Below are 16,894 nucleotides of genomic sequence, written 5' to 3' on the forward strand. Positions count from 1 at the left end.
CGGGAGCCTCCCGCCGTCGTCCGCGTGTCTTGCAATTCAGGTGTTTTGCAATCAGGTGCCGTGCAGCTCAGGCGCTGACGGATTCGGCGAGGATCGCGTCGACCTGGCCAAGCGCCCCGTTCATGCCCTCTTCCATGCCCATGGCGATGATCTTTTCCATCTGCTCTTCAGCCTCGAAGGTGGACAGGACAGTCATCCGGGTGCGGTCGCCGATCGGCTCCAAGGTCACCAGGCCGTGAATGGTGCCCATGTCGGCCACGGGTTCGCCATTGTCGTCCGCGAAGCCGTCGTCGAACTCCAACCGGCGCGGAGCGTCAATAGCGACGAAACGCCACCAGCCGCGGGCCTTCTCCCCCTCCGGGCCGGTCATGAAGTAGCTGGCCTCGCCGCCGGGGACAAACTCGTGCTTCTCGAAGGTGGCCGGCCAGGTGGGCGGGCCCCACCAGCGTTCGAGCTGGCGGGGGTCTTCCCAGATCTGCCAGACGCGCTCCACGCCGGCATCGAACTCGGCAACCACGGTGAGGCTCAGCGCCTCAAGGTCCTTGACTGAACTAACAACCGTCATGACAAATCCTTCCTATCCTTCGACTTTCCGGTTTCCGTCTTGCTGGTTTTCGTGTGTCCGGCCCGGTCCCGCGGGGGCCGTTTCGGCGAGCAGGTCAGCGATCCGGTCGGCACGCTGCCGCCAAATGATCTCGTACTCATCGAGCAGCCGGCGGGCTTTCTGCAGCCCGTCGTGGTTGGCCCGCACAATCTGCTCCCTTCCCCGCTTCTCCTTTGCCACAAGGGAAGCGCGTTCCAGGACCGCCACATGCTTTTGGACGGCCGCGAAACTCATGGTGTAGAGGGCGGCGAGACCGGAGACCGAGTACTCCCCCACCGTCACCCGCCGCACGATGTCCCGGCGGGTCGTATCGGCGAACGCCTGAAACAGGCGGTCGATCTCTTCGTCACGGAGCTGCGTTCCAAGCTGATCTACAACCATTTGGTTGTAGAATAGTCCGGCGATTCGATGGTGTCAACGGGTGTTTGAGGACCGTGCCCGCCGAGGTCGCCGGAATCTCGCAAGGTCGCCGGAAGGTTACGGCGAGCCCGCAGGTGTCCGGCGACTTCGCGCGCCGCAGAGGATAGTTTTAGGGGATGACGGCAAGCTACAGGTACGACGTCGAGATCCTCCATCTGCTCATCTCCCCGGCGCACGCGTACTTCGGCCGCGCCCGCGATGGTGCAGCCGACGTGCCCACCACCGACGCGGACCGGGTTGAGCTGGTTGCCGGGAAGGGCATTGTCGGCGACCGGTTCTTCGGCAAGGCCGCGCACATGGACGCCGCCGTCACCCTCCTATCGATCGAGGCCCTCGAAGCGATGGCCGCCGAGTTGGGAGTCGCGCCTTTTGACCCGCTCCTGACCCGGCGCAACATTGTCATCAGGGGCGCGCACCTGGCCCCGCTCCTCGGCCAGGAATTTGGGCTGGAATCGGGAGGGGAACGGGCGCGGCTCCGGGCCGGGCGGCCGGCCCACCCCTGCGCCTGGATGGACCGGATGCTCGCCCCTGGAGCGCATACCGCCATGCGCGGGCGGGGAGGCGTGCGCTGCCAGCCGCTTTCGGACGGCATTTTGAGCCGTGGGCCGGCAGTGCTGGTCAGCCCGGTCCCGCTGGATCCCGGCCAGGCCGGCAACCCTAGCCACCTGCGGCCGTCGCGATTGCCCTAGGAGGCGCCGGAAGCGCGCTATGCCCGCTCGGCGATCGCCTTCACGCTCTTCACGAGACTGTCCCACATGCCCTTCGAGTGTTCGGCTTCGTCAGCGCTTGCGTTGTTGTCCTGCGAGAGCATCAGTTGCGTGGCCCCGGACTGGTCCTCGAGCGTCCAGGTGAGCGTGTGGTAGTTCTCGGGCGCATCCTCCTGGCCGCTGAGCGGGCTGAAGTGCGTGACAACGAGCCGCCGTCCGGGTTCAAACTCAAGGACGCTGCCCCTGTCCTCGTACTGCTTGCCGTCCCAAACACCCCGCCACAAGATCGGGCTGCCGACCGTCCAGTCCGTCGCGACATCTGTCCCGAACATGAACTCCTTGATGGCACCGGGGTCGGTCAGCACGGACCATACGCGGCTTGGCGGCGCCTCGATGGTGATGGTGGACGTCGCCACGTATTTTCCGGCCATAGCTCTCCCCTGCCCTCCGCGGTCTCTGTGCGGGTGCTCTTCGACTCACTCAGCTCAGGCTGCATCCGGCACCGACACTACTCCGCCGACCGGACGCCCGTAAGCCCCGACGCCCGGCAGCCCCATCCGTGTGGGGAAGCACTGCCTAGGCCGGGTAGATGTTGATGGCGGTCGCCTTGATAACGAAGTACACGGTCATCCCCGGGGCGAGGCCGAGATCGGCTGATGCCGCCGGGGTGATGTCCGCGGAGAGGCCCCCGGCGTGGACACGGATCTGGTCCCCGTGCGGTTCGAGATCCGTGATGGTCACCTGGAAGGAATTGCGCGGACTGCCGTGCTCTTCGGTGAGGAACACAGACACTGCCGACGGCGGAAAGACCGCGACGCCGTCCTGCCCGGGGCCGAGGGTGTCCTCATGATGGCCGGCGACGACCATCCCATCGGCGGTGGTGATGCCGGCGTCAGCGACGGTGCCGGCGACAAGGTTCAGGCCCGCCAGGCCCGCCGCGAACCGGCTGCGCGGCCTTTCGAGGACGTCGCGGGTGGGTCCTGCTTCGCTGATCCGGCCGTCCTCGAGGACGATCACCCGGTCCGCGAGCATGAGGGCGTCCAGAATGTCGTGCGTGATGATGATGGCCCTGCGGCCAGCGAGGACGCGTTTGAGGAGCCGGCGAAGCAACGGGGCCGCGTGGATGTCGAGGGCGGCCATCGGTTCGTCGAGCAGCAGCAGGTCGGGGTCGGCGGCGAGGGCCCGGGCGACGGCCACGCGCTGCGCCTGGCCGCCGGAGAGCTGTCCCGGACGGCGCGAGGCAAGGTCACCGGCGTCGACCTCGGTCAGCCAGTGCATTGCCGTTTCCCGGGCGGCGGTGCTGGACGCGCCCGCACTGCGGGGTCCGAACGCGACGTTGTCCACGGCACTGAGGTGCGGAAAGAGGAGCGCCTCCTGGGCCAGGAGTGCCGTGCCCCTGGTGTGCGGGGCACTCCAGAGGCTCTTGTCGGCGGCCAGATCGAACAGGACCTTGTCTCCGAGTTGTGCCGTGCCCGTGTCGGGGCGCAGCAGCCCGGCGATGATGGCGAAAAGCGTCGATTTGCCGGCGCCGTTGGGGCCGAGAATGGCGACTGTCTCGACCGGCCCGAGGCTGAGGGAGACGTCGAATCCGCGGGCTGCAAGGGTCGCGTCCAGGTGAAAGGTCACTGCGCTGCCCTTTCCGGCGCGGCGCTGCCGGGGCGCCGGTAAGAGAGCCCGACGACGGCCACCGCCACGGCGACCAGCAGAAGGGAGAGCGCGACGGCGGCGTCGGCGTCGGTTTCGCGTTGCAGGTAAATCTCGAGCGGGAGGGTGCGGGTCACGCCTTGCAGGCTGCCGGCGAAGGTCAGGGTGGCGCCGAATTCGCCCAGGCTGCGTGCGAAGGACAGGACGGCGCCGGAAGCCAGGCCGGGCAGGACCAGCGGGATGGTCACGCGGCGCAGCACGGTGCCCGGCCGTGCCCCGAGCGTGGCGGCCACCGCCTCGTATTTATTGCCGGCAGTGCGCAGGGCGCCCTCAAGGCTGACGACCAGGAACGGCAGGGCGACGAAGGTCTGGGCGAGGACGACGGCGGCGGTGGAGAAAGCGATCTGGATTCCGGCCAGTTCGAGGCTCCGGCCCAGCAGGCCCTGCCGTCCGAAGGTGTAGAGCAGGGCGATGCCGCCCACCACGGGAGGCAGGACCAGGGGCAGCAGGACAAAGGCCCGCAGCAGCCGCTGGCCGGGGAACGGGCTCCGGGCAAGAACCAGGGCCAGCGGCACGCCGAGGAGGATGCAGAGTGCGGTGCTGGCTGCCGAGGTGCGCAGGCTCAGTCCGAGGGCCGTGAGTGAGGGGTCGGAGGTGATCAGCGGAATGAACTCCGGCCAGTTGACCTTGGCCACCATGGCCACCAGCGGCAGCAGGACGAAGAGCGCTCCTGCCGCCGCGATGGCGTAAATCCAGGCCGGGATGCCGGTGTAGCCGGTGCCGCTGCGTCGGTTCATGCCGTCCTTACGGGGTGCCGAAGCCGGCGTCGTTCAGGACTTTCTTGCCCTCGCTGTCGGTGACGGCGGCGATGAAGGCTTGGGCCAGATCCTTGTTCTTGCTCGTGCCCACGGTGGCGATCGGGTAGGTGTTCACGGCTTTGTCCGACTCGGCGAAGGGGATGCCTTTTACCCTGTCGCCGGCGGTCTTGACGTCGGTGACGTAGACGAGCCCGGCGTCGGCTTCGCCCGAGGTGACCTTGCCCAAGACATCGGTGACGGAGGACTCCTCGCTGACCGGCGCCAAGGTGGTGCCTGTGGCTTTTTCGACGGTGTCGGTCGCGGCGCCGCAGGGAACCTGCGGTGCGCAGACCACCACCTTCACGCCCGGCTTGGCGAGGTCGGCAAAGGAGTGGATCGACGCCGGGTTGGTCGGCAGGACAGCGATCTCCAGGACGTTCGTGGCGAAGTTGCGGGGGGTCCCGTCAACCAGTTTCGCATCGGCGAGCTTGGCCATGTTCTTGGTGTCGGCGGAGGCGAAGACGTCGGCCGGGGCGCCCTGGGTGATCTGGGTGACCAGGTCCGAGGACCCGGCGAAGTTCAGCGTGATCTTGGTTCCGGGGTTATTGGCCTCGAAGTCGCCGGCGAGCTCGGTGAAGGTTGCCTTCAGCGATGCCGCGGCGAAAACTGTGATGTTGCCGGTCGGTTTGGCGGTCCCGTCGGCACCGGCAGCGGAGCTTTCTGCGGTGGAGCTAGCCGAGGCGCCGGATGAGCCGGCGGCGCAAGCGGCCACGCCGACAATCAGTGCGCCGGCAGCCAGCAGAGCGGCGACGTGCCTGCGGCCGACGGTCATATGACGGCCTTTCCCTGCGGTGTTTCGATGATGACCGTGGTGGCTTTGACCACTGCGGTGGCGACGGATCCGAGCTCCAAGCCCAGCTCGCGGACCGCCTCGCTGCTCATGAGGGACACCACCCGGAAGGGCCCGCACTGCAGCTCCACCTGCGCCATGACTTTGTCCGCGGTGATGTCCGTGACAAGACCGACGAACCGGTTGCGGGCCGAACGGCCTACCCGGGTGGGGTCCTCGGGCAGCTGGGCTTGGTCCCGGGCGAGGCGGGCGAGCTCCAGCCCGTCCACGGCAAGCCGCCCGGAGTCATCCTTGACCGGGGTCAGCATCCCGTTCTCGGTCCAGCGCCGGACGGTGTCATCGCTGACCCCGAGGAAGCGCGCTGCTTCTGATACGCGAATTTTCGGCATAAGCCCATGATCCACTATTTGCGGAAAATATGAGGAGTTGAATCCGCAAATCCGGAACTAAGCCCTCCGCCGCACCGCCCGGACTTTCGCCGAGCCGCGGTTTACGCGAGCACCTTGTCGAGTTTCGTGAACGAGGTGCCCCAGCCCTCGCGGGTCATCTCCACCCATTCGGTGCTGTCGAACGGGCCTTGAGTCAGGTGCAGCCGGGTCCGGCCGCCCAGGTCCTCAAACTCAAGCCGCATTTCGAGCTGGAGGGTGACACCGGCGTCGGGCTCCGCCCTCTGGGCGGCCACCAGCAGCGACGGCGGGTCGTAAACGGAAATCACCGCATCGACCGGCGACTCCTTGGCCACGCCGTCCTCCTCGTAAACCATGACCAGCTGCCAAGCGCCGCCGACGCGGGGCTCGACGACGATCCGGTCCCGCGGCGAGTCCACTCCCACCGGGCCAAACCAGGCGGCGAGCTGGTCAGGATCGGTGAAGGCCTTGAAGACCAGTTCGCGGGGAGCATCGAAGTCCCTGGTCATGGTGAGGGTGTGGGACTTACGGGTGTTCTGCTCTGCGTTCATTGCCTGGCTCCTGATTCTTGGGAAATTGCTGGATCTTTCGCAGATGCGCATCGAGACGGCTGAAGCTGGCGTCCCAGAAGCGCCGGTACTCTTCCATGTATTCGGCAACCTCGCGCAGCGGCGCGGCTTCGAGCTTCGAGGAGCGCCACTGCGCATTCCGGCTCCGGGTGATCAGCCCTGCGGCTTCCAGGACCTTGAGGTGGCGCGAAACCGCCGGGAGGCTGATGTCGAACGGCTCGGCCAGCTGGTTCACGGTGGCTTCGCCCTCCGCCAGCCGGGTCAGGATAGCCCTGCGGGTGGGGTCGGCAAGCGCCGAGAAGATCAGGCTGAGCCGGTCGGTGGCCATCGGGATGTTCACTCCATTTAACGCACTTGCTAATTAACTAATACGTTAAATATGGACCTGCGAAGGTTTTGCGTCAAGAGGTATCCAGACAAAGCCGGGAGCAGGCAGGAGCCGGTGAGGACCGGTCCTGCCTGCTCCCCCAGCTGCGCTGGATCTGACCCTAAGCGAAACGTCCCGGCCGGAAGGTGGCCAGCATCGGGTGCTTCTGGCCAGTCATGATCTCGCCCGCGAGAAGTTCGCCGGCGATGAGGCCGAGGGTGGCCCCCGAGTGGGTGAACGCGACGAAGCAGCCAGGCACCTGGTCGAGTTCACCGAGGACGGGCTCGCCGTCGCCCGGGATGGGCTTGTAGCCGATTTTCCAGGAGGCGGGCTTGAGTTCGGGGTTGCCGGCGAGGAGCTTGGAAGCCTCATCGGCGAGTTCCTGGACCACCTCATCGGGGATGCTGAAGGAGCCGTCGGCGTGTTCCGTGATGTCTTCTTCGTACCAGTCGTGGTCCAGGGCAAAGGTGCTCCCGGGGTTGGGCCGGACGGCGGCGCGGGGCGTGTTCATGACGGCCTTCACCTTGTGGTCCACAGGCTTGGTCAGCACGAGCATGGAGACCGGGGAGCCGTTGGGGATTTCGACGCCGAGGGGCGCGACGACGGCCGGCGTTGCGGCACCGCACGCCACGAGCACGGCGTCCGCCTCATAGGTCCCGCCCGCGGTGGTCTCGACGCCGGTGGTCCGGCCGGCGTCGACCGTGACGGATACTTTGCCGGCGTTGAGGACCAGTTCGCCGCCCCGGGCGTGGAATTCCTCCATCAGGAAGTCCACGAGGTCGGGCAGGCTGACCCAGCCCTCGCCGGGGTTGAAGATGGCGTTGTCCGGAACGGCGCTTGCATCGATGCCCGGGGTGGCGGACGAAATCTGTTCGGGTGCCAGGAGTTTGGAGTCATAGCCAATGGATTTCTCGTAGGCGTGGCGAGCTTCTGTGACGGCCCGCTGCCCGGCGGCGTTCCACATGAGGCCGCCGCCGAACTGCAGCCAGTCCCGGCCCGGGTCGGCGGCGAAGAGGGTGCGGTAGCGGTCCACGCCGGCGACGCGCAGCTGGTGGTACGGGGTGGAGCGTTCGCCGGCGGAGTTCAGCCACGACAGCGAACGGCCGCTGGCTTCGCTGGCGAGGCCACGTTCGGTCAGAAGGATCACGGAGGCGCCTTCGCGGAGCAGGTGGACGGCGGTGGAGACGCCGATGATGCCGCCGCCGATGATGGCGACGCGTTTGGCTGGAGCAGTGGAGGACATGGTTCTCCCTTTCTAAGTGTTCGCGGCTGTGTTTGGTGCTGGCTCGTCTGGCAGCCGGCCGGTTAGGCGAGGGCGTGGATTCTTTCGATGATTTTCAGGACTTCGAGAGGCTCGGCGGGGTTGACGGGCAAGGGCCCGTGGCCATGGAGGGCGGCGGCCAGTTCGGTGTAGAACCGTGGATAGGCTCCCCGGGCGGCAGGAACGGGGGTGGCGGATTCGCCGACCCCCAGGACCCCCCAAGAGTCCTGGGCGTCGATACCGTAGGCCGGATCCGTCGGCGTCATGCCGGCGGCGAGCGCGGGTTCCTGGCTGTCCAGACCCCACTTGGTGTAGCCGGCCCGGGAGCCCAGGACGTGGAAGCGTGGGCCTGCCTGGGCGGCCATCCCGTTCATCCACAGCCTGGAGCGGACCCCGGAGTCATGGAGCAGGGACACGAAGGCCTCGGTGTCGGCGCCGTCCGGGTCGGGGCCGTGGTTGGCGGTCTCCCCGTAACTTTCCGCTGCCGGGCCAAAGAGCTGGATGGCCTGGTCGATCAGGTGGGCGCCGAGGTCGTGGAGGATGCCGCCGCCTTCGGCCAGGGTGGCTGAGTCCCGCCAGTTCCCGAAGCCTTCAGGCCGCCACCATTCAAAGCGGGATTCGAAGGTCCGGACCTCCCCGAGCGCCCCTTCCGCCAGGAGTTCCTTGAGCGTCAGGAAGTCAGCGTCCCACCGGCGGTTCTGAAAGACCGTGAGCTGCACGCCGGCGTCGGAAGCCCTGGTGATGAGTTCTTCACCGTGCGCCGCCGTGGTGACGAACGGCTTGTCGACCACCACATGAAGGCCGTGCGCTACGGCCGTTGCGGCGAGGTCGAAGTGGGTCAGCGGCGGGGTGCCGAGGATGACGAGGTCCAGGTCCCCGGCGAGGGCGAACAAGGCCTCCGGCGTCGGAACGATCCGGGCGTGCGGGTAGAGCCTTGCCGCCTCCGCGGCGCGCTCCGGGTCGGCCGTGACAATAACGTCGAGGGAATATGCGGGATCGGCCGCGATCAGTGGTGCGTGGAAGACCTTGCCCGAGATCCCGAAGCCGACGATGGCGGTGCGGATGGGTGCCGCTGCGTCCTGGCCCATCAGAGCACTTCCGAGAGGAAACGCTGGAGGCGTTTGCTTTGGGGGTTGTCGAAGAGGTCAGCGGGCGTGCCGGCCTCGACCACCTCGCCTTCATCCATAAAGACAACCTGGTCGGCGACCTTGCGGGCAAAGCCCATCTCGTGGGTGACCACCACCATGGTCATGCCGCGCTTGGCAAGGCCCGCCATGAGGTTCAGCACGCCCTTGACCAGCTCCGGGTCCAGGGCGCTGGTGGCCTCGTCAAAGAGCATGACCTCCGGTTCCATGGCCAGGGCGCGGGCGATGGCGACGCGCTGCTGCTGTCCGCCGGAGAGGTCGCGGGGGCGGTGGTCCGCGCGTTCGGCGAGGCCCACCTCGGCGAGGCGGCGACGGGCGCGTTCCCTGGCTTCGGCCTTGGGCATCCCCTTGACGCTCCACAGGGCCAGGGCGACGTTCTCGAGGGCGGTATGGTCCGGGAAGAGGTTGAAGTGCTGGAAGACCATGCCGATGCGGGCCCGCAGGATGTCCGGCTTGACCGCCAGGGCGCTCTCACCGGCCAGGAGCACGTCACCGCTCTTTGGTTCGTGCAGACGGTTGACGCCGCGCAGTAGCGTGGACTTGCCCGAACCGGAGGGCCCGATGATGCAGGTGGTGGTGCCAGGGGCGACGGTCAGGCTGACGTTGCGGAGCACCTCGATGTCCCCGTAGGCCATGGTGAGGTTCTGCAGCTCCAGGCTCGAGCCGTGGAACGTCTCGATGTCCGGGGCGGTGCTGGTGCTGGCGCTGTTGCTTGCGAGGCTCATGTGTTGCTCCCGGTGATCAGCGGCGATGCCGCGTCGAGTTCTGTGACTTCCTTCAGCCCGCTGGTCGGCGCGCTGGGCCGACGGCGGCCCGTGCGGAAGCGGTTGTCGAAGTAGTTGACCAGGTGGGTCAGGGGCACCGTGATGACCAGGTAGAAGATGCCGGCCATGACCAGCGGTGAGAGGTTGCCTGACAGGACGGCGGCGTCCTGGCCGACGCGGAACAGTTCCCGTTCGGTGACCAGCAGGCCCAGGAAGTAGACCAGCGAGGAGTCCTTGACGATGGCGATGAACTGGTTCACCAGGGCCGGCAGAACCCGGCGGATGCCCTGCGGGACCACCACGAGGGCCATGGATTTGGCGTAGCTCATGCCCAGGGCACGGCATGCCTCGCCTTGGCCCTTGTCGACGCTCTGGATGCCGGCGCGGAAGATTTCGCCGATGTAGGCGCTGGCGATCAAGCTCAGCGCGATGATTCCGAGCGGGTACGGGGAGGGGCCGAAGATCGACTGGCTAAAGCGGGCGAAGCCCTGGCCGATCAGCAGGATGGTCAGGATGGCCGGAAGGCCGCGGAAGAGGTCGGTGTAGATCCGGGCCGGAACCCGCAGCCATTTGGAGGGCGAGATGCCCATGACTGCGATGATCATGCCCAGGGCGACGCCGATGATGGTGGCGGCGATGGAGATGATGAGGGTGTTCAGGAGCCCGACGCCAAGGAGTTGGGGCAGAACTTCGGCCATAGCTTTGAAATCGAAAAATGTACGGATGATGGTGCTGAACCAGTCCATGGTTGCTCTCAGACGTAGGTAGCTTGTGGATCCCGGGCGGACCGCCGATGGTGGTCCGCCCGGTCAGGTGGCAGCCGGGCTAGATGCCGGACGTGCGTGCTTTGCGGTGCGTAGCGGGACGTTTACTTGCTGGCAGACGGGCTGGGGGCCGGGCTTGCCGTCTGCTCCGCCTTGGGCAGGTACTGTTCCGGCATCGGGGAACCCGGGAACCACTTCTGGTACAGCTTCTTCCAGGTGCCGTCCTCCATTGCGGCGGCCAGGCCCTTGTTCAGGGCATCCTTGAAGGCGGTCTTGCCCTTCGCGACGGCGAAGCCGGCAGGAGCGTCAAAGGATGGGATGTCGGCGGCGCTGACCAGCCCGTACTGCGTCTCGTAGGACTTGGCGGCCTCGTAGTCCAGGAAGTGGGCGTCCACGGCACCGCTGTTGACCGCCGAGATCGCGGTGTTGTTGTCCGGGAAGCGGACCAGGTTCGCCGAGGTGAAGTTCTTGACCGCGTAGGCTTCCTGCAGGGTCCCCTGGACCACGCCTAGCCGCTTGCCGGACAAGCCGTTTGTATCCTTGATGCCCGAGTCCTTGGTGGTGATGACCGTCAGGTAGCCGGCCAGGTAACCGTCGGAGAAGTCAACCGTTTCCTTGCGCTTGTCCGTGATGCCGATGGCGGCCACGCCGACGTCGAACTGGCCGTTGGAGACGGCGGCGAGCAGTCCGGAGAAGTCCTGGCCGGTGAAGACCACATTGTCCACCCCGGCGCGGTGGGCCACGTCCTTGAACAGTTCGACGTCAAAACCGGTGAAGTTACCCTGCGCGTCGGTGAATGTATAGGGCTTCGAGTCGCCCAGGCTCGCCACCCGGATGGTGCCCGGCTGGATCAGGCCATACGGGTTCTCTGCGGTCGATGTCGCCGCAGGAGACGAACCGCCACAGCCCGACAGTGCCAGGAGTGTTGCGACAGCGGCCGCAACGATCGCCCCGGGGCGAAAAATCGATCGTTTAGTCACTTCATTGTTCCAATCGTGGAAGTTAGGCGGCCTTCGGCCCTGTGTTCTGAATCCCTTGCTGAGTCCGGTCTCAACGCTTACGATTGAGACCGGACTCACATCGGGGTTGCTAAAAAATGTAACCCACACCACAACGGCCGTCAAGGCCCTTTCGAAAGGCCGCACATGAGCAGTAACGGTTCGAGGCGGCGGGACATCACAGTTGCGGATGTCGCGAAGGCCGCCCAGGTGTCCAAAGCCCAGGCTGCCCGCGCGCTGGGAAATTACGGTGCCGTCAGCGAGGAAGTCCGGGAGCGAGTTCTAGCGGCGGCAGAGGAACTGTCCTACCGCCCGAACGAGCTCGCCCGCAGCATGAACACGGGCAAATCACACACCATCGGGGTGGTGGTCGGTGACATTGAAAACCCCCACTTCGGCCTGGCCACCAGGGGCATCACCGACACGGCCAAGAAGAGCGGCTTCAACGTCATCCTGGTCAACACCGACGAGGACACGGCAGCCGAAGTGGACGCCGTTCGGGTGCTGCTGGACAAGCGGGTGGACGGCCTGATCGTGGCACCGGCGTCCTCGGTGGAAACACAACATTTGCAACGCGTCCATGAATCCGGCCGCCCCCTGGTGCTCCTGGACCGAAACGCCGGGCAGATGGAGGCGGAGACTATGGCCGTGAGCATGGCCGCCATTTCCCACGAGTCCACCCGGTATCTTCTCCAGTCCGGACACCGCCGGATCGCCTTTATCTCAACACTCAGGACGGAATCTCCCTACCGCGCCGGAATGCTGCTCGATTCGTCTCAAATCGCAGAACGCCTCGACGGCATGCAGCAGGCCTTCCAGGAGCAGGAGCATTCCTTTCCCGAGGACCTCGTACGGTTGAACGCCGGCGACGCCGAATCCATCCGCCGCATTACCCGCGATGTGCTCCTCATGCCGGACCCTGCCACCGCCATCGTCGCTTCCGACGGGCTCATCGCCCTCAGCATCGTGGAGGCGATCCAAGAACTGGGGCTCGCCATTCCGGCGGATGTCTCGTTCCTCATGTACGACGACTTCGCCTGGACGCGCCTGACCACCCCGCCGCTGACAGTTATTGCACAGCCCGTCTACAACATGGGCGTGGCGGCAGCGAAGGCACTGATCCGCCAAATCGACGGCCTGCCGCCCTTGACCCCCGCCCCCAAGTTCACGGCGACACTGGTCCGCCGGGGATCGGTCGGGACGCTGCGGACGGCAGAGACCCGCAGCTAGCACCCGCCGGACGGGCCGCGGCGGCCCGTCCGGCTGGATCCGGGCCTGGACCGGTCCGGCCGCCGTTTACTTGCTCGTGGTCGGAGCCGGCGCGGCGGCCTGCTCGGCTTTGGGCAGGTACTGTTCCGGCATCGGGGATCCCGGGAACCACTTCTGGTAGAGCTTCTTCCAGGTGCCGTCTTCCATTGCGGCGGCGAGGCCCTTGTCCATTGCTTCCTTCAGGGCGGTCTTGCCCTTCGCCACGGCGAAGCCTGCTGGGGCGTCGAAGGACGGGATGTCCGCGGCGCTGACCAGGCCATGCTGCTTCTCGTAGGTCTTGGCGCTTTCATAGTCGAGGAAGTGGGCGTCCACGGAGCCGCTGTTGACGGCGGAGATGGCGGAATTGTTGTCCGGGAAGCGCACCAGGTTGGCGGACGTGAAGTTCTTCGCGGCATAGGCTTCCTGCAGCGTTCCCTGGACCACGCCCAGGCGCTTGCCGGCAAGGCCGTTGGCGTCCTTAATGCCTGAGGTCTTGCTGGTGATCACCGTCAGGTAGCCGGCCAGGTACCCATTGGAGAAGTCGACCGTCTCCTTGCGCTTGTCCGTAATACCGATCGCGGCCACGCCGGCGTCGAACTGGCCGTTGGCCACGGCGGGAAGAATCGCCGAGAAGTCCTGGCCGGTGAAGACCACATTATCCACGCCGGCCCGGTGGGCCACATCCTCGAACAGTTCCACGTCGAAGCCGGTGAAGCTACCCTGGCCATCCGCGAAGGTGTACGGCTTGAGGTCGCCAACACTCGCGACCCGCATGGTCCCCGGTTCGATCAGCCCGTACGGATTTTTCTCCGATGAGGACGAAGGAGCTCCGCCGCAGGCAGCTACAAGAGTGGCGACCAGCGCCGCTGAGGCCACGGCCATACCGAGGCGGACTTTTCCTGAATGACGTTTGCGCATCGTGTTCCTATCCTAAAAAGTGCCTACGCCTGACAGTCCGCTGCTGATCGCGGAACTGAGAGCGTTATCAGATAGACGTAAGCTACCGGCGCGGCGCGGCGCACGTCAAGAGTTACGCGGATCACTATTGTCCGGCCGCTGAAGCGCGGATATTCGCGGGTTTCCGCAAGGTGGGCCTGTCTGTGGTTCCGCTGCCAAAAAACCAGGAGTCGACAACCTGCGAACGTTCTCATACTCTGTTCTCGGGACCTACTTGGGAGGCACTGATGATTTCGATCGTGACAGCCAGGGACAACGTCGTTGACTGCTACTTGGATGAAGGGCAAGTTTTCGCCGGGGGCAATGCCCTAAACGTCGCGGTGTTCGCACGGCGAGCCGGGGCAAGAACGGCCTACGCCGGCACCGTGGGAACTGACGACGCCGGCGCCCTTATCCTGAGCAGCCTGGCTCGGGAGGGCGTGTCGACGGATTATGTGCAGGTCCGGCCCGGTAGCACCGCGTATTGCGTGATCGGCCATAACAACGGGGACAGGGTGTTTCAGGACGTCGGCCTCGGCGTCTCACGGGCTTGCTTCGAGGGCGGTCTCCTTTCACCGGCCTCCGGTTTTGATGCCGTCCACCTCAGCGAGTCCAGTTCTCTTGAGGAGTTGGCGGCCGACCTCTCCGCTGTATCGCGGCTGTCCTTCGACTTTTCAACGAACAGAGATGCCGGCCTGCTCCGCATGGTTGCACCGCACTGCTTCCTCGCTTCCTTCTCAGGAGGAGACCTCCCTGCCGCCGATGGAATCGAACGGGCCCGGCAGGCCACCGCTCTGGGTGCAACCTGGGCGCTGGTGACGCGTGGAGCAGCAGGCGCTGTGCTGCTGGGAACCGACCGGAGCTACCAGGTTGCAGCGGCCGAAACGACCCTCGTGGACACGCTGGGCGCCGGCGACACATTCATTGGGACCCTTCTGGTCGGGCTCCTGGAGGGGAGAACCCCGCCTGAAGCCATGACCACGGCCGCCGAAGCTTCGGCTTTGACCTGCCGCAGGCTCGGGGCCTTCGGAAACGGCGGACCCCTCACGGCCATGCCCGGCCGGCACAGCACCACGCCGCGGCGGCGCTGAACGCTCCAAACCACCACAAACCACCAAATTTCGGAAAACCCGAAAGCCAAACAACAGGAGAAATATCTTGACCGACGGAACGTATCTCGGACCCGGCCCGGTAGCCCAGATCCCGGAGGACGTGGTGTCCTCACAGGAACACGCACTTCAGCTCTGGCCGCAGATCGATAACCACATAGCAGGACTTGACCATCCCATCCATGAGGTCTTCCTGGTCGGCGCCGGAGGGTCATTTCTGGCCATGGTTCCCGCCCAATACGTCCTGGACCTCCACTCCAACGTTCCGCTGCACACCTACAACTCGGACGAGTTCTACTACCGCTCCCCCCCAAGGGTCGGGAAGCATTCCCTAGTGGTGGTGCTCTCGGGCACCGGCAACACCCCCGAAACCATCCGGGCAGGTCAGTGGGCCCAAGAGCGCGGAGCCGCCGTCGTTGCCGTGACGTTGAAGGCGGACGGACCGCTCGCCCAGAGCCTTTCGACTTCGTTCGTCGCCACAACCGGCCAGGGCAGCCAGATTGTCCTGCAGCTGGTTGCACTGGCGGTCCTGAAACGGCAGGGCCTCGACGTGTCCCTGATGAGCAGCGCGCTTTCCGCCACCCCCAAGGCTCTGTACGAGGCGCTGGAAAGCTTTGAACCGCAGGCGGCGGCCATCGCCTCGGCCATGAAAGACGTCCCCGTCACCAACGTCCTCGCGTCCGGTCCCCTGCAGGGAGCCGCGGAAACGTTTACCATGTGCTACTTGCAGGAAATGCAGTGGATGCACGCGGCAACCATCAACGCTGATGAATTCTTTCAAGGACCGTTCGAAGTCATCGACAAGACCACCAAATCGATCGTGTTCCTCGGAGAGGACAACACCCGCCCCATGGGTGAAAGGGTCCGCACGTTCCTCGACACGTACAGCGGCGAAACCTTCTACATCGACGGAAGGCAGTTTGGACTGCCAGGCGTGGCGGAGTCGGAACGCAGCTACGTGCTGCCTCTTGTCTTCCACGCCCTCGTTGCACGCCTTGCAGCGCACTACGCGGCGGTGAGGGGTTACGCCCTGGAAGGGCGCCGTTACATGTGGCAGGTAAGCTACTGAGCTGGGCTTCCGGGCCGCGGCACCGCGGCCCGGAACAAGACCAGCCACGGAAAGACTCCCATGCAGCCAACCCCTAAGATCACCATCACGCAGGTCGCAGCTGAAGCCGGTGTCAGCACGGCTACGGCAGGCCGGGTCCTCGGCGGTTACGGCTACGCAAGCGGCGACGTCGCCGCCAAGGTCCAGGCAGCAGCCCGGAAACTGGGCTACAAACCGAACACGCTGGCCCGCAGTCTGGTGACCGGCCGCAGCCAAACCATCGGCGTCGTCGCCGCTGACATCGACAACGCCTTCTACGCCAGGGTCCTGCGCGGAATCGGCGACGTGGCAAGGTCACAGGGATTCGGCGTCATCCTGACCAACAGTGATGAGAACCTTGAACGCGAACAGGAAGCCGTCCAACTCCTGCTCGAAAAGCGCGTCGACGGCCTCATACTCGCCCCCTGCGAGGTTCAGGGGTCCGCCCATCTCCACAGTCTCATAGCCGGCGGATGCCCCATGGTCCAGATCGACCGGGCAGCCTACGACCTGGCAGCGGACTCAGTGACGGTAGACAACCGCGGGGCCGCCCGGGAGGCAGTCGATCACCTACTGAAGGCAGGACACCGACGCATCGGCATCATCGCCGAGCTCGAACGGCTCGAAACCGGCAGCCTTGAGAAGTTTGTGCGCCAAGGCGCCTACGACCCGATGAAGGGTGAAACCCTTTATCCGAGCTGGCAGCGGTTGCTCGGATACCTCGACGCGCACCGGCACGCCGGCATCCAAGTTGACCTACACCTGATCCGCCGCGCCGGCGCATACTCCTCAGAGGCAGCACGCCAGGAGACCGTCCAGCTGCTCCAAGGCCCCGACCGGCCGACCGCCGTTTTCGCCGCTGACGGAACCATGGCACACGGAGTCATGCAGGCCCTCGCGGACCTCCACGTCCAAGTCCCCCAGCAACTTTCCATCGTGTGCTTTGACGACCTCGACTGGATGCAATTCATGCAGCCAGCCATCACGTCCGTTCACCAGCCTGTGCACCGCATCGGATCAATGGCTGCCGAGCTACTCCTGGCAAGGATCGCCGGCGACGCCTCCGTACCAAAGCACAATGTCCTGGAAGCAAGGCTAAACATCCGCGACTCCGTCGGGCCTCCAGCCTGAGATTCGGCAGCAGCTAGTTCCTTCCACCGACCAGACGACCCCACCCCTGTGATGAGACTCACGCGCCATTTTCGACATCTGGCTTG

20 protein-coding genes are annotated in these 16,894 nt (G+C 65.7%); 5 read left to right on the top strand and 15 right to left on the bottom strand.

Translation table 11 applies throughout. The features are described 5' to 3' along the window. Positions 1-67 precede the first annotated feature (67 nt). Together BM372_RS03515 and BM372_RS03520 are read right to left on the bottom strand one after the other, a co-directional pair. Complete coding sequence (locus BM372_RS03515; RefSeq protein ID WP_090951852.1) at positions 68-565, bottom strand: SRPBCC family protein; 498 nt, start codon at positions 563-565, stop codon at positions 68-70. Between the two features lie 12 nt (positions 566-577). Beyond that, positions 578-985 carry an ArsR/SmtB family transcription factor gene (locus BM372_RS03520; protein WP_090951855.1) on the bottom strand — a complete coding sequence of 136 codons (408 nt, stop codon included), beginning with the start codon at positions 983-985 and terminating at the stop codon, positions 578-580. Between the two features lie 155 nt (positions 986-1,140). Between BM372_RS03520 and BM372_RS03525 the strand changes: the two genes are divergently transcribed. Then, positions 1,141-1,713: an MOSC domain-containing protein gene (locus tag BM372_RS03525; RefSeq protein WP_090951858.1), complete on the top strand. Its 573-nt coding sequence runs from the start codon at positions 1,141-1,143 to the stop codon at positions 1,711-1,713. 17 nt (positions 1,714-1,730) lie between these two features. On the opposite strand, the gene BM372_RS03530 is transcribed toward BM372_RS03525, so the two are convergent. The 12 genes from BM372_RS03530 to BM372_RS03585 form a co-directional block, all read right to left on the bottom strand. Continuing rightward, a complete protein-coding gene (locus tag BM372_RS03530; protein ID WP_090951861.1) occupies positions 1,731-2,162 on the bottom strand; it encodes an SRPBCC domain-containing protein in 432 nt (143 codons plus the stop codon). A 145-nt stretch (positions 2,163-2,307) separates the two neighbouring features. Next, positions 2,308-3,357 carry a sulfate/molybdate ABC transporter ATP-binding protein gene (locus BM372_RS03535; protein WP_090951864.1) on the bottom strand — a complete coding sequence of 350 codons (1,050 nt, stop codon included), beginning with the start codon at positions 3,355-3,357 and terminating at the stop codon, positions 2,308-2,310. Next, on the bottom strand, positions 3,354-4,172 hold the full coding sequence (locus BM372_RS03540; RefSeq protein ID WP_090951868.1) for an ABC transporter permease: 819 nt from the start codon (positions 4,170-4,172) through the stop codon (positions 3,354-3,356). Before BM372_RS03540 ends, BM372_RS03535 begins: the two co-directional genes overlap by 4 nt. A 7-nt stretch (positions 4,173-4,179) precedes the next feature. Beyond that, positions 4,180-5,004: a molybdate ABC transporter substrate-binding protein gene (modA, locus tag BM372_RS03545; protein ID WP_090951871.1), complete on the bottom strand. Its 825-nt coding sequence runs from the start codon at positions 5,002-5,004 to the stop codon at positions 4,180-4,182. After that, complete coding sequence (locus BM372_RS03550; protein ID WP_090951873.1) at positions 5,001-5,411, bottom strand: TOBE domain-containing protein; 411 nt, start codon at positions 5,409-5,411, stop codon at positions 5,001-5,003. The genes modA and BM372_RS03550 overlap by 4 nt, the downstream gene beginning before the upstream one ends. A gap of 101 nt (positions 5,412-5,512) precedes the next feature. Further along, on the bottom strand, positions 5,513-5,980 hold the full coding sequence (locus tag BM372_RS03555) for an SRPBCC family protein (RefSeq protein WP_090951877.1): 468 nt from the start codon (positions 5,978-5,980) through the stop codon (positions 5,513-5,515). After that, on the bottom strand, positions 5,955-6,326 hold the full coding sequence (locus BM372_RS03560) for an ArsR/SmtB family transcription factor (protein WP_090951880.1): 372 nt from the start codon (positions 6,324-6,326) through the stop codon (positions 5,955-5,957). Before BM372_RS03560 ends, BM372_RS03555 begins: the two co-directional genes overlap by 26 nt. 160 nt (positions 6,327-6,486) lie before the next feature. Continuing rightward, positions 6,487-7,608 carry an NAD(P)/FAD-dependent oxidoreductase gene (locus tag BM372_RS03565; protein ID WP_090951883.1) on the bottom strand — a complete coding sequence of 374 codons (1,122 nt, stop codon included), beginning with the start codon at positions 7,606-7,608 and terminating at the stop codon, positions 6,487-6,489. 62 nt (positions 7,609-7,670) lie between these two features. After that, entirely contained in the window at positions 7,671-8,714 is a 1,044-nt protein-coding gene (locus BM372_RS03570) for a Gfo/Idh/MocA family protein (RefSeq protein ID WP_090951886.1), read from the bottom strand. After that, positions 8,714-9,496 (bottom strand): amino acid ABC transporter ATP-binding protein, encoded by a 783-nt coding sequence (locus BM372_RS03575; RefSeq protein ID WP_090951889.1) that lies wholly within the window; start codon positions 9,494-9,496, stop codon positions 8,714-8,716. The genes BM372_RS03570 and BM372_RS03575 overlap by 1 nt, the downstream gene beginning before the upstream one ends. Beyond that, a complete protein-coding gene (locus tag BM372_RS03580; protein ID WP_090951892.1) occupies positions 9,493-10,281 on the bottom strand; it encodes an amino acid ABC transporter permease in 789 nt (262 codons plus the stop codon). The genes BM372_RS03575 and BM372_RS03580 overlap by 4 nt, the downstream gene beginning before the upstream one ends. 122 nt (positions 10,282-10,403) lie before the next feature. Further along, positions 10,404-11,279 (bottom strand): ABC transporter substrate-binding protein, encoded by an 876-nt coding sequence (locus BM372_RS03585; protein ID WP_090951894.1) that lies wholly within the window; start codon positions 11,277-11,279, stop codon positions 10,404-10,406. 165 nt (positions 11,280-11,444) lie between these two features. Between BM372_RS03585 and BM372_RS03590 the strand changes: the two genes are divergently transcribed. After that, positions 11,445-12,527: a LacI family DNA-binding transcriptional regulator gene (locus BM372_RS03590; RefSeq protein ID WP_090951897.1), complete on the top strand. Its 1,083-nt coding sequence runs from the start codon at positions 11,445-11,447 to the stop codon at positions 12,525-12,527. Positions 12,528-12,593: 66 nt separating this feature from the next. On the opposite strand, the gene BM372_RS03595 is transcribed toward BM372_RS03590, so the two are convergent. After that, a complete protein-coding gene (locus tag BM372_RS03595) occupies positions 12,594-13,463 on the bottom strand; it encodes an ABC transporter substrate-binding protein (protein ID WP_090951900.1) in 870 nt (289 codons plus the stop codon). Between the two features lie 266 nt (positions 13,464-13,729). Here BM372_RS03595 and BM372_RS03600 point away from each other — a divergent pair, with 266 nt between their 5' ends. From BM372_RS03600 to BM372_RS03610, 3 genes are all read left to right on the top strand, one after another. After that, complete coding sequence (locus BM372_RS03600) at positions 13,730-14,572, top strand: PfkB family carbohydrate kinase (protein ID WP_090951903.1); 843 nt, start codon at positions 13,730-13,732, stop codon at positions 14,570-14,572. Between the two features lie 67 nt (positions 14,573-14,639). Further along, the gene (locus BM372_RS03605) at positions 14,640-15,659 is read left to right on the top strand and encodes an SIS domain-containing protein (RefSeq protein ID WP_090951907.1); all 1,020 of its coding nucleotides are present in this window, start codon (positions 14,640-14,642) and stop codon (positions 15,657-15,659) included. A 60-nt stretch (positions 15,660-15,719) separates the two neighbouring features. After that, positions 15,720-16,808 (top strand): LacI family DNA-binding transcriptional regulator, encoded by a 1,089-nt coding sequence (locus BM372_RS03610; protein ID WP_090951909.1) that lies wholly within the window; start codon positions 15,720-15,722, stop codon positions 16,806-16,808. Positions 16,809-16,894 lie beyond the last annotated feature (86 nt).

The organism is Arthrobacter sp. ov118, assembly GCF_900116495.1.
Classification (GTDB): domain Bacteria; phylum Actinomycetota; class Actinomycetes; order Actinomycetales; family Micrococcaceae; genus Arthrobacter.

Coding starts and splice junctions, on each gene's coding strand:
- BM372_RS03610 (WP_090951909.1), top strand. CDS start 15,720: ATGCAGCCAACCCCTAAGATCACCATCACGCAGGTCGCAGCTGAAGCC.
- BM372_RS03565 (WP_090951883.1), bottom strand. CDS start 7,608: ATGTCCTCCACTGCTCCAGCCAAACGCGTCGCCATCATCGGCGGCGGC.
- BM372_RS03580 (WP_090951892.1), bottom strand. CDS start 10,281: ATGGACTGGTTCAGCACCATCATCCGTACATTTTTCGATTTCAAAGCT.
- BM372_RS03520 (WP_090951855.1), bottom strand. CDS start 985: ATGGTTGTAGATCAGCTTGGAACGCAGCTCCGTGACGAAGAGATCGAC.
- BM372_RS03595 (WP_090951900.1), bottom strand. CDS start 13,463: ATGCGCAAACGTCATTCAGGAAAAGTCCGCCTCGGTATGGCCGTGGCC.
- BM372_RS03530 (WP_090951861.1), bottom strand. CDS start 2,162: ATGGCCGGAAAATACGTGGCGACGTCCACCATCACCATCGAGGCGCCG.
- BM372_RS03555 (WP_090951877.1), bottom strand. CDS start 5,980: ATGAACGCAGAGCAGAACACCCGTAAGTCCCACACCCTCACCATGACC.
- BM372_RS03550 (WP_090951873.1), bottom strand. CDS start 5,411: ATGCCGAAAATTCGCGTATCAGAAGCAGCGCGCTTCCTCGGGGTCAGC.
- BM372_RS03590 (WP_090951897.1), top strand. CDS start 11,445: ATGAGCAGTAACGGTTCGAGGCGGCGGGACATCACAGTTGCGGATGTC.
- modA (WP_090951871.1), bottom strand. CDS start 5,004: ATGACCGTCGGCCGCAGGCACGTCGCCGCTCTGCTGGCTGCCGGCGCA.
- BM372_RS03600 (WP_090951903.1), top strand. CDS start 13,730: ATGATTTCGATCGTGACAGCCAGGGACAACGTCGTTGACTGCTACTTG.
- BM372_RS03525 (WP_090951858.1), top strand. CDS start 1,141: ATGACGGCAAGCTACAGGTACGACGTCGAGATCCTCCATCTGCTCATC.
- BM372_RS03575 (WP_090951889.1), bottom strand. CDS start 9,496: ATGAGCCTCGCAAGCAACAGCGCCAGCACCAGCACCGCCCCGGACATC.
- BM372_RS03570 (WP_090951886.1), bottom strand. CDS start 8,714: ATGGGCCAGGACGCAGCGGCACCCATCCGCACCGCCATCGTCGGCTTC.
- BM372_RS03560 (WP_090951880.1), bottom strand. CDS start 6,326: ATGGCCACCGACCGGCTCAGCCTGATCTTCTCGGCGCTTGCCGACCCC.
- BM372_RS03515 (WP_090951852.1), bottom strand. CDS start 565: ATGACGGTTGTTAGTTCAGTCAAGGACCTTGAGGCGCTGAGCCTCACC.
- BM372_RS03540 (WP_090951868.1), bottom strand. CDS start 4,172: ATGAACCGACGCAGCGGCACCGGCTACACCGGCATCCCGGCCTGGATT.